This is a genomic window from Spirillospora sp. NPDC047418 (assembly GCF_040643275.1).
Taxonomy (GTDB): domain Bacteria; phylum Actinomycetota; class Actinomycetes; order Streptosporangiales; family Streptosporangiaceae; genus Spirillospora.
The window spans coordinates 113135-125656 of record NZ_JBEYTW010000009.1 but is presented as its reverse complement, the minus strand read 5'-3'; the positions used below and the strand labels follow the sequence as shown (position 1 = coordinate 125656).

Annotated in this window: 16 protein-coding genes; 11 read left to right on the top strand and 5 right to left on the bottom strand. The window is 74.3% G+C overall.

What is annotated here, in order from left to right:
• Window positions 1-28 precede the first annotated feature (28 nt).
• A complete protein-coding gene (locus ABZ806_RS08205) occupies window positions 29-361 on the top strand; it encodes a cupin domain-containing protein (RefSeq protein WP_500216148.1) in 333 nt (110 codons plus the stop codon).
• 18 nt (window positions 362-379) lie between these two features.
• Here the strand turns inward: ABZ806_RS08205 and ABZ806_RS08200 are convergent, their stop codons facing one another.
• Together ABZ806_RS08200 and fdxA are read right to left on the bottom strand one after the other, a co-directional pair.
• Complete coding sequence (locus tag ABZ806_RS08200) at window positions 380-1012, bottom strand: helix-turn-helix transcriptional regulator (protein WP_500216147.1); 633 nt, start codon at window positions 1010-1012, stop codon at window positions 380-382.
• A gap of 5 nt (window positions 1013-1017) precedes the next feature.
• Window positions 1018-1341 carry a ferredoxin gene (gene fdxA / locus ABZ806_RS08195; RefSeq protein WP_500216146.1) on the bottom strand — a complete coding sequence of 108 codons (324 nt, stop codon included), beginning with the start codon at window positions 1339-1341 and terminating at the stop codon, window positions 1018-1020.
• A gap of 80 nt (window positions 1342-1421) precedes the next feature.
• Here fdxA and ABZ806_RS08190 point away from each other — a divergent pair, with 80 nt between their 5' ends.
• The 4 genes from ABZ806_RS08190 to ABZ806_RS08175 all read left to right on the top strand — a co-directional run bounded on the left by ABZ806_RS08190 (window position 1422) and on the right by ABZ806_RS08175 (window position 4494).
• Entirely contained in the window at window positions 1422-2099 is a 678-nt protein-coding gene (locus ABZ806_RS08190) for a DUF2249 domain-containing protein (RefSeq protein ID WP_500216188.1), read from the top strand.
• 100 nt (window positions 2100-2199) lie between these two features.
• Window positions 2200-3399 carry a sensor histidine kinase gene (locus ABZ806_RS08185; protein WP_500216145.1) on the top strand — a complete coding sequence of 400 codons (1200 nt, stop codon included), beginning with the start codon at window positions 2200-2202 and terminating at the stop codon, window positions 3397-3399.
• Window positions 3383-3808 carry a pyridoxamine 5'-phosphate oxidase family protein gene (locus ABZ806_RS08180; RefSeq protein ID WP_500216144.1) on the top strand — a complete coding sequence of 142 codons (426 nt, stop codon included), beginning with the start codon at window positions 3383-3385 and terminating at the stop codon, window positions 3806-3808. Before ABZ806_RS08185 ends, ABZ806_RS08180 begins: the two co-directional genes overlap by 17 nt.
• A gap of 20 nt (window positions 3809-3828) precedes the next feature.
• A complete protein-coding gene (locus ABZ806_RS08175) occupies window positions 3829-4494 on the top strand; it encodes a response regulator transcription factor (protein WP_500216143.1) in 666 nt (221 codons plus the stop codon).
• Here the strand turns inward: ABZ806_RS08175 and ABZ806_RS08170 are convergent.
• Window positions 4491-6002 (bottom strand): MDR family MFS transporter, encoded by a 1512-nt coding sequence (locus tag ABZ806_RS08170; protein WP_500216142.1) that lies wholly within the window; start codon window positions 6000-6002, stop codon window positions 4491-4493. The two genes, ABZ806_RS08175 and ABZ806_RS08170, sit on opposite strands and share 4 nt — an antisense overlap.
• 83 nt (window positions 6003-6085) lie before the next feature.
• Between ABZ806_RS08170 and ABZ806_RS08165 the strand changes: the two genes are divergently transcribed.
• From ABZ806_RS08165 to ABZ806_RS08145, 5 genes are all read left to right on the top strand, one after another.
• Window positions 6086-6541, top strand: coding sequence for a MarR family winged helix-turn-helix transcriptional regulator (locus ABZ806_RS08165; protein WP_500216141.1), 456 nt, complete (start codon window positions 6086-6088; stop codon window positions 6539-6541).
• Window positions 6542-6722: 181 nt separating this feature from the next.
• Entirely contained in the window at window positions 6723-7880 is a 1158-nt protein-coding gene (locus ABZ806_RS08160; protein WP_500216140.1) for a sensor histidine kinase, read from the top strand.
• A complete protein-coding gene (locus tag ABZ806_RS08155; protein WP_500216139.1) occupies window positions 7877-8551 on the top strand; it encodes a response regulator in 675 nt (224 codons plus the stop codon). The genes ABZ806_RS08160 and ABZ806_RS08155 overlap by 4 nt, the downstream gene beginning before the upstream one ends.
• Before the next feature lie 90 nt (window positions 8552-8641).
• Window positions 8642-8854, top strand: coding sequence for a hypothetical protein (locus tag ABZ806_RS08150; RefSeq protein WP_500216138.1), 213 nt, complete (start codon window positions 8642-8644; stop codon window positions 8852-8854).
• A 1-nt stretch (window position 8855) separates the two neighbouring features.
• A complete protein-coding gene (locus ABZ806_RS08145) occupies window positions 8856-10943 on the top strand; it encodes an MMPL family transporter (protein ID WP_500216137.1) in 2088 nt (695 codons plus the stop codon).
• Window positions 10944-10977: 34 nt separating this feature from the next.
• Here ABZ806_RS08145 and ABZ806_RS08140 read toward each other — a convergent pair whose 3' ends face one another.
• Both ABZ806_RS08140 and ABZ806_RS08135 read right to left on the bottom strand, forming a co-directional pair.
• Window positions 10978-11145, bottom strand: coding sequence for a DUF4303 domain-containing protein (locus tag ABZ806_RS08140; RefSeq protein ID WP_500216136.1), 168 nt, complete (start codon window positions 11143-11145; stop codon window positions 10978-10980).
• Between the two features lie 49 nt (window positions 11146-11194).
• Window positions 11195-11566: a VOC family protein gene (locus ABZ806_RS08135; RefSeq protein WP_500216135.1), complete on the bottom strand. Its 372-nt coding sequence runs from the start codon at window positions 11564-11566 to the stop codon at window positions 11195-11197.
• A gap of 376 nt (window positions 11567-11942) precedes the next feature.
• Here ABZ806_RS08135 and ABZ806_RS08130 point away from each other — a divergent pair, with 376 nt between their 5' ends.
• Window positions 11943-12521, top strand: a complete 579-nt coding sequence (locus ABZ806_RS08130; protein WP_500216134.1) for a hypothetical protein — start codon at window positions 11943-11945, stop codon at window positions 12519-12521.
• Window position 12522: the final 1 nt, after the last annotated feature.

Below are 12522 nucleotides of genomic sequence, written 5' to 3'. Positions count from 1 at the left end.
CCCGGCGATCAAGGGCACACTTGGTGCCATGCAGAAGCTCTCCTTGGACGCACAGGTACGGGACCATCTGAAGCGCGCGGCGGCCGGCTCCACCGGGCGCAGCGCCGACACCGTCTACGGCGGGCATGAGCACGTCCTGCGCCAGACGCTCGTGGCCCTGACGGCGGGCACGTCGCTGTCGGAGCACGAGAACCCGGGCGAGGCGACCATCTACGTCCTGCACGGGCGGGTCCGGCTGGTGGCCGGGGAGAACCACTGGGACGGGATATCGGGCGACCTGCTGATCGTCCCCGACGCGCGGCACAGCCTGGAGGCGCTGGAGGACGCGGCGGTCCTGCTCACCGTCGCCAAGGCCGGCTGAGCCGCGCGGCCGGGGAGGTCAGTCGCGCCGCAGGTGCGCGTGGCAGGCGCCGGGTTCGGCGAAGGGCTCCAGCCGGTCGGCCTCGACCGGCGCGTCCAGCTCCTTCAGCGCGCCCTGCATCAGGCCGAGGTGGACGTCGCACACCAGCGGCCCGTACTCCTCGGCGAGCTCCAGGAACGGGCAGTGCCGCAGCCGGATGAGGTCGCCGTCGGGCCGGGGGGCGAAGTCCAGGTCGTCCAGCAGGGCGGTGAGCCGCTCGGTCGCCTCCGCGCCGGTGAGCCGCTGGAACGGCGGCGGCCGGTCGACCAGGAAGCGGCCCCACTCGCGGCCCGCCTGCGCGGCGCCCTCCCGGGCGGCGGGCCCCTCCGAGGCCAGCCGGCTGAGCAGGATCTGCGCGAGCAGCCGGTAGCCGCGGGCGCCGCCGCGGTCCATGCCGGCGCGCGGGGTGTAGACGGTGCGGGGCCGGCCGGGGCCGGTCGGCCGCTCGGCGGTCCGCTCGGCGGCGCCCTCGGCGGTCAGCGCGTCCAGATGGAACCGGGCCGTGTTGGCGTGGACGCCGAGCCGCTCGGCGACCTCGGCGACGCCCAGCGGGCCGCCGGCGTCGCGCAGGATGCCGAGGACCTCCTGGCGGCGGGAGTGTTCGGTGGACATGCCGCTCATCCCTCCCCCGCCGGCGGCTGGGCCGCGACCAGCGGATGGTCGCGGCTCTGCGCGCCGAGCCTGGACGCCCCGCCCGGCGAGCCGAGGTCGTCGAAGAACTCGGCGTTCGCCCGGGTGTAGGCCGTCCAGCGCTCCGGAAGGTCGTCCTCGAAGTAGATGGCCTCGACGGGGCACACCGGCTCGCAGGCGCCGCAGTCGACGCACTCCTCCGGATGGATGTAGAGGGCGCGCTCGCCCTCGTAGATGCAGTCGACCGGGCACTCGTCGACGCACGCGAGGTCCTTGACGTCGACGCAGGGTTCGGCGATCACGTAGGTCACGGGAGCTCCTCCTGGTCGGCCACGTTTCTAACAGTGCCACATGTAATAATAGGCGAACAGGGAGAGGAAAAGGGGTGACCATGCCAGACGTCTTCATCCAGGCGACCGAGACCGACCCCGCCGTCCGCGCCGCGGCCGTCGTCCGCCACATCCACGACCGGCTGCGCAACCGGCTGGCCTCACTGGCCGACCACGAGCCCGGCATCGTGGCCGGATTCTGCGCCGGCGAGCTGCGCCGCCACCTCGCCGCCGCCGACGAGGCACTGTACGCCCCGGCCGCGGGCTCCCCGGAGACCCGGCTGCTGGTCCGGGCGATGCGCACCACCGCGGCCGAGATCGAGCGGCGCATCGGCGTCCTGGACCCGTCCGGCGACCCGGCCGCGTTCGCCCGCAACATCGGCTCGGTGCTCGCCGTCCACTTCACCGTGGAGGAGACCGTCCTGCTCCCGGCCCTGGCCGAGATGCCCGGCGCCGACCTCGGCCTGCTGGTCGCCGACCTGCAGACGCTGCTGGACGGCGGGCGCCTGGAGCGGCCCGACGTCATCGACGTGCGCGAGATCCCGCGCGGGCAGAAGCATCCGCGCATCTTCGCACGGTTCTCCCGGCTGGCGCCCGGCGAGTCGTTCGCGCTGGTCAACAACCACGACCCGAAGCACCTGCGGCGCGAGTTCGAGGCCGCCCACCCCGGCGCCTTCACCTGGGAGTACGAGGAGACCGGCCCGGAGCTCTGGCGCCTGCGCATCGGCCGCCCCGCCTGACGCCCGCCCCCGCGCGGCCCTCCGGCATGTCGACCAAAGTCGGCGCCCCCCCTACCTGCGGCCGCTGGCCTGGGCGGACGGTGTGGCTACCGTGGGGCGCGTGGAACTCTTCCGGCGATCGTGGCGCGCATGGCTCGGCGACCTGGGCCTGACCGCCGCCGCGGGCGCGCTCGGCGTGCTGCTGCTGCTCGGGACGAAGGAGGACCCCCCTCCCGACGTGGCGATCGTGGTCCCGCGGGATCTCGCGATCGGCGCGGTCTGGCTGGTCTTCCTTCTGCTGTTCCGGCGCCGCCATCCGGTGGCCGTCGCGGTGACGATGATGTTCGCCCAGTGGACGGCGACGTCGGCGCTCGGCACGGCCGCGGTGGCCGTGTACTCCCTGGCGATGCTGCGTTCCTGGCGGGCCCTCCTGCCGGTCGCGGCCGCGAACATGGCGCTGATCGTCGCGCTGTTCTGGATCACCTCCACCTGGCAGCAGTTCCGCCAGGGCACCGTCGTCTTCGTGCTGATGTACGCGGTGCTGATCACGGCGGGCATGCTGGTCAGGTCGCGGCGGCAGCTGATCGCGTCGATGGAGGAGCGGGGCCGCGCCGCCGAGACCGAGCAGCGGCTGCGGGTCGAGGAGGCGCGGCTGCTGGAGCGCGAGCGGATCGCGCGGGAGATGCACGACGTCCTCGCGCACCGCATCTCGCTGCTGGCCGTGCACGCGGGGGCGCTGGAGTTCCGCCCGGACGCGCCCGCCGACCAGCGCGAGGCCGCCGGGGTCATCCGGCAGAGCGCCTACGAGGCCATGGAGGACCTGCGCGAGGTGATCGGCGTGCTGCGGGCCGGCGCGCCGGCCGCCGATCCGGAGCGGCCGCAGCCGACGCTCGCGGACGTGGCGGCGCTGGTGCTGGAGTCGCGGCGGGCCGGCGGGCGGATCACGCTGGAGGAGGACGTCCCCGACCCCGGCCGCGTCCCGGCCCGCGTCGGGCGGCACGCCTACCGGATCGTCCAGGAGGGGCTGACGAACGCGCGCAAGCACGCGCCGGGCGCGGACGTGCGGGTCGTCGTCCGCGCGGGCGCCGACCTGGACATCGAGATCGCCAACCGGCTGCCGCCCGGCCCGCCCGCCGCGCCGCTGCCCGGCTCGGGCACCGGGCTCGTCGGCCTCGCCGAGCGGGTCGCGCTGCTCGGCGGCACGCTGGAGCACGGCCGCACCGCCGGCGGCCGGTTCCGGCTGCGCGCCCGGCTGCCGCTCGGCGCCGCGCATGCCGCCGGGAGCGGCGGGAAGGGGGAGGTGCATGGCGAACTCCACTGACCGGCCCGTCCTGGAAGAGCTCGACCGCGCCGAGTGCCTGCGCCTGGTCTCCGGCGGCACCGTCGGCCGGGTCGCGTTCGACGACGGGGAGGGGCCGACGGTCATCCCGGTGAACTACGCCCTCGACGGCGACGCCGTGATCTTCCGGACGTCGTCGTCCGGCCGGATGAACCGCAGCCTGCTGACGTCGGTGGTCGGCGGGGAGGTCCGCGCGGCGTTCCAGGTGGACCGGTTCGACGAGGCCGACCGCATGGGGTGGAGCGTGCTGCTGCGCGGCGGCGTGCATCCGCTGTCGGACGAGGAGGTCGCGAGGGTCGCCCAGGTCGAGCCGTGGCCGGGCGACGACCGCGACGAGTGGTTCCGGCTGGCGGCGCACGAGGTCAGCGGCCGCCGCCTGCGCCGCCCCTGAGCGGCCCGTAGGGTGGCGGGATGGACTCCCCTCCCGTCCGCGTGCTGATCGTGGACGACGACGCGCTGGTGCGCGCCGGCCTGTCGATGATGCTGGCGAACGCCGGCGACCTGGAGGTGGTCGCGGACGTCGCCGACGGCGCCGAGGTCGTCGCCGCCGTGAACCGGCACCGGCCCGACGTCGTCCTGATGGACATCCGGATGCCGCTGCTGGACGGGCTCGCGGCGACCGAGCTGCTGCGCTCCCGCCGCGACCCGCCCGAGGTCATCGTCCTGACGACGTTCGACACCGACGACCACATCCTGCGAGCGATGCGGGCGGGCGCGAGCGGCTTCCTGCTGAAGCACACCCCGCCGCCGGAGATCATCCGCGCGATCCGGCAGGTCGCGGCAGGCGAGCCGATGATGTCCCCGGCGGTGCTGCGCAAGATGATGGCCTACCTCGCCGAGAGCGGCGGCGACCCGCGCCGGGACCGCGCCCGCGAGCTGCTGGCCCGGCTGAGCGACGGGGAGCGCGCGGTGGCCGCCCTCGTCGGCCGGGGCCGGACCAACAGCGAGATCGGCCGGGAGCTGTCGCTGAGCGTCGCCACCGTGAAGGCGTACGTGTCGCGGCTGCTGGCGAAGCTCGACCTGAACAACCGGGTGCAGGTCGCCCTGCTCGTCCACGACGCCGCCCTCGGCGACTAGCGCTCGGCTAGCGTCCCCCGGGGCGCCAGCGGGACGTCCCGGAGCAGCAGCGCCGCCGCGAGGCCGGCCGCGAGGACGGGCAGCGCGGCGACGAAGACGCCGGAGAACGCGTCCGCGAAGGCGGCGGCGACGCCGTCCCGCACGGGTCCGGGCAGGGTGGCGAGGACCTCCGGGCGGACGGCGTCGGCGAACGCGGGGACCCGCCCGTCCGGGACGCGCCGGACGACCTCCGCGGCGAACCGGTTCGTCATGATCGCGCCGAAGACGGCCATTCCGGTGGCGGTGCCGAGCATCCGGGTCGCGAACACGCCGGAGCTCGCCGCGCCGAGGTCCCGCTGCGGCGCGGCGTTCTGCGCGATCAGCACGACGACCTGCTGCGACAGCCCCGCCCCGAACCCGAGGACCGCCATGAAGCAGCCGGCGGTGAACAGGCTGGTACCGGCGTCCATCGTGGCCAGCAGCGCGATGCCGGCCAGGCTGATCGCCATGCTCGCCGCCGGGAGCCGGTGGTAGCGGCCGGTGCGGTGGATGTAGCGGCCGGCGCCCATGGAGGCGGCCAGCAGGGCGGCCATCATCGGCAGGAGCAGCAGGCCGGACCTGGTGGCGTCCACTCCCCCGACGACCTGGAAGAACATCGGCAGGTACGTCGCGAGCCCGAACCCGGTGGCGCCGCCGACGGCCGCGACGACGCAGGCGACGCCGAACGACCGGTCGCGGAACAGCCGGGGCGGGATGACGGGTTCGGCGGCCCTCCGCTCGGCGAGGACCCACACCGCGAACAGGGCCGCGGCGCCCGCCGCCAGCGCGAGGACGACCGGCGAGCCCCACGCGTAGCGCGTCCCGGCCCAGCTGGTGAACAGCGTGAAGCAGGTGACCGCCGCGCCGAGCAGGACGATGCCGGGGTAGTCGATCCGGGACCGTCCGGCCGGCTCCGGCAGGCGCAGGAACAGCAGGGTCGTCGCGGTGGCCGCGATGCCGAGCGGCATGTTGAGGTAGAACACCCACCGCCACGACGCGTGGTCGGTGAGGAACCCGCCGACCAGCGGCCCGGCGATGCCGGACACCGCGAAGATCAGCGCGGAGTACCCCTGGTACTTGGCGCGCTCGCGGGGCTCGAACAGGTCCCCGGTCACCGCGAACATCGAGCTCATCAGGCAGCCGGCGGCGGCGCCCTGCACGACGCGGAACGCGATCAGCCAGTCCATGCCCGGCGCCGCGCCGCACGCCGCCGACCCGGCCAGGAACCCGATCAGCCCGGTCAGCAGGACCGGCCGGCGCCCGAACAGGTCGCCGAGGCGCCCCGACAGCGGGACGGTGACGCTGGTGGCCAGCACGTACGCCGTCGAGACCCAGGCGATCCGGTCGAGGCCGCCGAGGTCCCCGACGATCGTGGGCAGCGCGGTGCCGAGCACCGTCGCGTCCAGCGAGGACATGAGCCCGGCGAGCATCAGCCCGCCGAACACCCAGAGCCGCTCGCGGCGGCCCATCGACACGGTCGATCCGATCATGTGCACCTCACATTCATATGCGTTTCTCAGATAAATGCTAAGAGCACACAGATGAGTTGCGCAAGCCCACTAGACTGAGTGCCATGGGCGAGGAGGCACTGGACTCGGTCGAGCGGAGCATGGTCCGGCTGCGCCGCGGCATGTCCCGGCAGCGGCTCGGCAAGGCCGCGATCCGGGACCACAACCTCCCCGTGGACGTGCAGGTCCTGCACGTCGTGGACGTCGTCGACGAAGGCCCCGACCGTCCCGGCGAGGAGATGAGCGTCGGCCTGGTCGCCGCCCGCCTCGGTGTGGACGCCTCGCGCGGCAGCCGCATCGTCGCCGAGGCGGTCAAATCCGGCTATGTCCGGCGCGTCGCGTCCCAGGAGGACGGCCGCCGCATCCACCTGGAACTCACCGACGCCGGCCGCAGCGTCGTCGAGGCCACCCGCCGCACCCGCCAGGAGCACTTCGCCAAGGCCATGGGCGGCTGGACGCCCGCCGAGCGCGCCGAGTTCGCCCGCCTCCTCGCCCGGTTCGTCCACACCTACGAGGACTGACCCGCCCGCCGCGCCCGGCGGGAGTGCGCCCGGCCTCTCGTGCGGGGCCGACGTCCACCGCGCATCATCCCCTGGTCGCAGGTCGGAGGCGTCCGGATACATCCGGAGTTGCGGGCCCGCGGCCGTGAGCCGCGACCGGCGGCGGACGGTGCGGGGCGGATCGCCCGCCTAGGCTGGTCGCATGGGTGGTCACCGCGGTCTGCCGGTGCCGCACGGCCGGTTCCGGGACGCGGCGCTGGCCGGCGGCGTGCTCCTGGTGGTGGCCGTCAGCAGCCTGAACTCGTTCATCGGCGCGGCCGAGGAGTCGCCGGGGCGGAAGGCGGCCGGCTGGGCGCTGATCGTCCTCGCCTGCGGGGCGCTGTACTTCTCCCGCCGGTTCCCGGTCGCCGTCGCGTCCCTCGCCCTCGTCGCCACCGGCGCGTACTACGTCGTCAGCGTCAACGACGGCGGGCTGATGATCGCGCTGATCGTGGCGCTGTACATGACCGCGGCGTGCGGCAGGCTCCAGGCGGCCGTCGTCCTCGCTGCGCTGACCGTGATCGGGACGGGCACCGGGACGCTGGCCGGGAACGACGACGTCAACGCCGTCGCCCTGTTCATGCTGGCCGGCTGGGTGGTGGCCGTGGTCGCGCTCGGCCGGGTCTGGCACGGCCGCCTCGCCTACCTGCGGGAGGCCGAGCGCCGCGCCGCCGGCGAGGAGCGGCTGCGCATCGCCCGCGAGCTGCACGACGTCGTCGGGCACCACCTGTCGCTCATCAACGTCCAGGCGGGGACGTCGCTGCACCGCTTCCACCGGGACCCGGCGCAGGGCGAGGCCGCGCTCGCCGCGATCAAGGAGTCGAGCCGGGAGGCGCTGCGCGACCTCCGCGCGACGCTCGGGATCCTGCGGCAGGCCGACGAGGAGGCGCCGACCGCGCCCGCGCCCGGCCTGGACGGGATCGCCGAGCTGATCGGGTCCGCGCGGTCGGCGGGGCTCACGGTGCACAGCCGTGTCGCGGGCGCGGCCGATCCGCCGACCGAGGTCGGGCTCGCCGCCTACCGGATCGTCCAGGAGTCGCTGACGAACGTGTCGCGGCACGCCCCCGCCGCGCAGGTCACCGTCAGCGTCGAGGACGCCGGCGCCGCGGACGGGCCGGGCGAGCTGCGCATCGAGGTGGCCGACGACGGCCCCGGGCAGGGCGCGGGCGCGCCCGGTCACGGCGTGCGGGGCAGCGGCGTGCGGGGCATGCGGCAGCGGGCCCGCGCGCTCGGCGGGGAGCTGACCGCGGGCCCCGGGCCGGACGGCGGCTTCCTCGTCCGGGCGCGGCTGCCCTACCGGAACGGGGCGTCCGGCCGATGATCGAGGTCCTGCTGGCCGACGACCAGGGCCTGGTCCGGGCCGGGTTCCGCTCCATCCTCGACGACGAGGACGACATCACGGTCACCGGTGAGGCCGCCGACGGCGAGCAGGCCGTGGCCGCCTGCCGCGCGCTGCGTCCGGACGTGGCGCTGCTCGACGTGCGGATGCCCCGGATGGACGGCCTGGAAGCCGCCCGGCGGATCACCGCCGACCCGCGCCTCGACGGCGTCCGGGTCGTCATCCTCACCACGTTCGACCTGGACGAGTACGTGTACGGCGCGCTGCGCGCCGGCGCGACCGGCTTCCTGCTGAAGGACACCGAGCCGGCCGAGCTGATCCAGGCCGTCCGGGTCGCGGCGCGCGGCGACGCGCTGATCACCCCGTCGGTCACCCGGCGGCTCATCGGGGAGTTCGCCGGGCGCGTCGAGGTCCCCGATCCGGGGCCCCGGCTGAGGTCGCTGACCGAGCGGGAGCGCGAGGTCATGCTGCTCGTCGCCGCCGGGCAGAGCAACGACGAGATCGCCGCCCGGCTGGTGCTGAGCCCCGCCACCGTGAAGTCGCACGTGAGCCGCGTCATGGCGAAGGCGGGCGTCCGCGACCGCTCGCAACTGGTCGTGCTCGCCTACGAGTCCGGCATGGTCAACCCGCGCTGGATGCGACCCGGGCTGTAGCCGGGCCGCCGGGCCCGCAACTTCCGGGGTGGCCCGGATGCCGACCGCAGGCCGATGCCGGGCGGCACGCCGCGCGCCGACGCTGGAGGCATGAACCTTCCCGGCGCCCTCATCGGTTTCGCCGTCGGCGGAGCCGCGGGCTTCCTGCTGACCGAGACGGTGGGCGCGTTCTTCACCTTCGTGATCGACCGGACGCTCGACGTCGACGGCACGCCCGTGCTGCTCGCCGCCTTCATCGCCGTGCCGATCCTGACCGCCCTGCTCGGCGCCGTGATCGGCGCCCGCTTCACGAACCGAGGTTGACGTGCCGATACCCACCTCCCCGGGCCGCTTCGGGCGCCTGGCCGGCTGGTCGCAGCGCCACCGCTGGACCGCGCTCCTGCTGTGGGTCGCGGTGGTCGCGGCGATCACGGTCGGCTCGCAGGCCGCCGGCAGCGCCTACCACAACGACTTCGCGCTGCCCGGCACCGAGTCGCAGGCCGCCGCCGACCTGATGACCGAGCACGGCTCCCGGCAGGCGGACGCCACCGTCCAGATCGTCGCGGCCGACGAGCGGGGCCTGGCCGGCGACCGCGCGGACATCGGGCGGATGCTCGACCAGGTCCGCGGCCTGCCCGGCGTGACCGGCGTCGGCGAGCTGTCGGTCTCCGGGCCGGGGACCATCGGCTACGCGACGGTCACCCTGGACGGCACGGCGCAGGACGTCCCCGCGGAGCAGGTCACCAAGATCATCGAGACCGCCCAGGGCGCCGCCGGGGACGGGCTGCGCGTCGAACTCGGCGGCGACCCGGTGCGCGGCGCCGAGGAGGGCGGGGGCGGCGCGGCCGAGGGCGCGGGCATGCTCGCGGCCCTGGTCATCCTCGTCCTGCTGTTCGGCTCGCTCGTCGCCGCCGCGCTCCCCCTCGTCACCGCCCTGTTCGCGGTCGGCGGCGCGGTCGGCCTGATCGCGCTCGCCTCGCACGTCTTCACCGTCGCCGACTTCACCCCGCCGATCATGATGCTGATCGGGCTCGGCGTGGGCGTCGACTACGCGCTGCTGATCTTCTACCGGTACCGGCAGGAGCTCCGCGACGGCGCCGGCCCGGCCGCCGCGACCCGCCGCGCGCTGGACGCCGCCGGGCGCACCGTCTTCTTCGCCGGCTGCACCGTCATCATCGCCCTGCTCGGCCTCATCGCCCTCGGGCTCGGCTCCCTGCAGGGCGTCGCGCTCGCCGTGGCCCTGACTGTGCTCGTCACGATGGCGGCGTCGCTGACGCTGCTGCCCGCGCTGCTCGGCGTCTTCGGGGGCCGGATCCAGCGGCAGGTGCTCAAGCGGGCGGCGAAGGCCCGGCCCGGTGAGAGCCGCTGGCACCGGCTGGCGGCGGCCGTCCAGCGCCGTCCGGTCCCGGCGCTGCTGGCCGCCGTCATCGCGCTGCTCGCGCTGTCGGCGCCCGCGCTGCACATGCGCCTGGGCTTCGCGGACGCCGGAAACGACGCGCCGTCCAGCACCAGCCGCCAGGCGTACGACCTGCTCGCCGAGGGCTTCGGGCCCGGCTTCAACGGCCCGCTCATCATCGTCGCGAAGGGCGACGCCGCGCCGCTCCAGTCGACGCTGACCCAGACGAAGGGCATCGCCGCGGCGACTCCCCCGATCCCGTCCGAGGACGGCGCGGTCTCCGCCGTGATCGCCTACCCCGCCACGGCCCCGCAGGACGAGGCGACCACCGACCTCGTCCACGAGCTGCGCGACCGCGTGCTCCCATCACTCTCGGCCCGGACCGGCACCGACTACCTGGTCGGCGGCCCGACCGCGGCGACCCAGGACTTCTCGGACGCGGTGTCGGCGCGCATGCCGCTGTTCGTCGCCGTCGTCGTGGGGCTGTCGGCCCTGCTCCTGATGATCGTGTTCCGCTCGGCGCTGATCCCGGTCAAGGCCGCGCTGCTCAACCTGCTGTCGATCTCCGCCGCCCTCGGCGCGATCACCCTGGTGTTCCAGGACGGCCGGTTCGGCGCGCAGAGCGGCCCCATCGAGGCGTTCATCCCGGTGATGATCTTCGCGATCGTGTTCGGGCTCTCCATGGACTACGAGGTCTTCCTGGTCTCCCGCATCCACGAGGAATGGGAGCGCACCCGGGACCCGTCCCGCGCCGTCCGCGAGGGCCTGGCCGCCACCGGCAAGGTGATCACGGCCGCCGCCGCGATCATGATCGTCGTGTTCGCGGCGTTCATCCTGAGCCCGGACCGGATGCTCCAGCAGTTCGGCCTGGGCCTCGCCGTGGCCGTCCTGCTGGACGCCGTGATCATCCGCTGCCTGATCGTCCCGGCCGTCATGCAACTCCTGGGCAGGCACGCCTGGTGGCTGCCCGCGCCCCTCGCCAGGCGCCTGCCGAGGGTCGCGTTGGAACATCCGTGACCGGTGGCCGGGGCCGGCCCGCGACGGCCCCGGCTCATTCGCCGAAGTCGCGCTCCAGCACGGTGAGGGCCGCCGGCGGATTGAGGCGCCGCGCGTTCTCCAGGACGCTCTCCCCACCCTGGTCGCCCTGGAGGATGTTCACCACCACCCGCTCGCGCTCGGCGCCCCGTCCGAAGACCCCCTCCTCGGCCAGCCGCGCCACCAGTGCATCGAACGACAGCCCAAGATCGTCCCAGACCCGGGGACGGCTCTCAGCCCAACCGGGTGCGGAGGAGGCAGAACTCGTTGCCCTCCGGGTCTTGCAGGACGACCCAGCTCTCCTCCCCCGTCTGCCCGACGTCCGCGTGCCGCGCGCCTGCCGCCAGCAGCCGCTCGAGCTCGGCGTCCTGGTCGCGGTCGGTGGCGTTGACGTCGAGATGCAGTCGCAGCTTGCCGGTCTTCGGCTCATCGGTGCGGTCGAACACGAGCGTCGGCTGCAGCCCTCCGAACCCTTCCCGGGGCCCGATCTCGACGGCCTCCCCCTCCCGGCCGAGCACCTCGAACCCCAAGATCTCGCACCAGAACGCCGCGAGCCCTTCCGGATCCCGGCAGTCGACGACCAGCTCACTGATCCTGGAGGCCATACCCGCTCCCTCCTCGCCGTCCCGTCTCACGGAACGTTCCCTGGGACCTCATCGCGTAGAACCCCTGGCGATCTGCGCGATCGTGGACGCGGACACGTACATGCGGCCATTGGAGCAGCACGCGAGCGCCTTCGCCGCTGCAGACCACCCCAGGGGCGGCCTCCGGCTCGGGGACACCGGCGGCTTGGGAGAGCGAACCGATGTCCATCCGCCGGTGGTCGAGCAGCCGCGCCAGCAGCAACCCGAATGCCGGAAATTTCACCACCACAGCATGCCAGCCACCGGCACCGGATGGCGGGATGGGCTTGATCTCGGCTCCGCTCCGGGTCACTCTGCCGATATGCGCGTCCTCCCGGAGTGAAGGCGGGGCCGGCCCATGGCCGAAGGTGTCTCTAGGCGGTCCGATGAGGTGGCCGGCTCCTCGCTTCACTATCAGGCCTCCCCGCCCGCAGGGCTCGGCTTCCTTGCCCTGCTCCTGGCGATAGGGACGCTGGTCGCGCTCGTCTCGCCCGCCTTGGACGCGGGCCTGCCGGCGTTCTGGCTGACCTTCGCCGCGGCCCTGACCGGCGCGCTCATCACGTCCGTGCCGGAACGCCGCGTCGTGCTGACGGAAGGCGGGCGGCTGCTCATCACCGGGTTCGGGCAGCATGTCGACATTCATGCGGGCCGTATTCTCGCGGTCAGCCTGCCGCGGAGGGCGCGTCTCGGGTTCGGGTTCGCGGTGCTCCGCTGGGACGGCGGGAAGCTCAAGGTCTGGCAGACCATGAAGTACGCGCCCGAGCAGCACTCCAGGTGGTCCTTCAAGCACGTCTCCGGGCACGGCGGCAAGGACTTCGGTGACCTGGTGTACCGCCTCCGCCTGCACAATCCGGCGCTGGTCATCGAGGGCGTCGAGCCGCCGCCGTGGGCCGTCCCGCCGCCCGTACCGCCGTATCCGCCCTGGCGGCGGTCGTGAT

What these genes read in the sequence shown, in the direction of transcription:
- ABZ806_RS08150 (WP_500216138.1), top strand. Translation starts at nt 8,642, where the DNA reads ATGAACCTTCCCGGCGCCCTCATCGGTTTCGCCGTCGGCGGAGCCGCG.
- ABZ806_RS08165 (WP_500216141.1), top strand. Translation starts at nt 6,086, where the DNA reads ATGGGCGAGGAGGCACTGGACTCGGTCGAGCGGAGCATGGTCCGGCTG.
- ABZ806_RS08155 (WP_500216139.1), top strand. Translation starts at nt 7,877, where the DNA reads ATGATCGAGGTCCTGCTGGCCGACGACCAGGGCCTGGTCCGGGCCGGG.
- ABZ806_RS08175 (WP_500216143.1), top strand. Translation starts at nt 3,829, where the DNA reads ATGGACTCCCCTCCCGTCCGCGTGCTGATCGTGGACGACGACGCGCTG.
- ABZ806_RS08170 (WP_500216142.1), bottom strand. Translation starts at nt 6,002, where the DNA reads ATGATCGGATCGACCGTGTCGATGGGCCGCCGCGAGCGGCTCTGGGTG.
- ABZ806_RS08205 (WP_500216148.1), top strand. Translation starts at nt 29, where the DNA reads ATGCAGAAGCTCTCCTTGGACGCACAGGTACGGGACCATCTGAAGCGC.
- ABZ806_RS08160 (WP_500216140.1), top strand. Translation starts at nt 6,723, where the DNA reads ATGGGTGGTCACCGCGGTCTGCCGGTGCCGCACGGCCGGTTCCGGGAC.
- ABZ806_RS08130 (WP_500216134.1), top strand. Translation starts at nt 11,943, where the DNA reads ATGGCCGAAGGTGTCTCTAGGCGGTCCGATGAGGTGGCCGGCTCCTCG.
- ABZ806_RS08190 (WP_500216188.1), top strand. Translation starts at nt 1,422, where the DNA reads ATGCCAGACGTCTTCATCCAGGCGACCGAGACCGACCCCGCCGTCCGC.
- ABZ806_RS08135 (WP_500216135.1), bottom strand. Translation starts at nt 11,566, where the DNA reads ATGGCCTCCAGGATCAGTGAGCTGGTCGTCGACTGCCGGGATCCGGAA.
- ABZ806_RS08180 (WP_500216144.1), top strand. Translation starts at nt 3,383, where the DNA reads ATGGCGAACTCCACTGACCGGCCCGTCCTGGAAGAGCTCGACCGCGCC.
- ABZ806_RS08200 (WP_500216147.1), bottom strand. Translation starts at nt 1,012, where the DNA reads ATGTCCACCGAACACTCCCGCCGCCAGGAGGTCCTCGGCATCCTGCGC.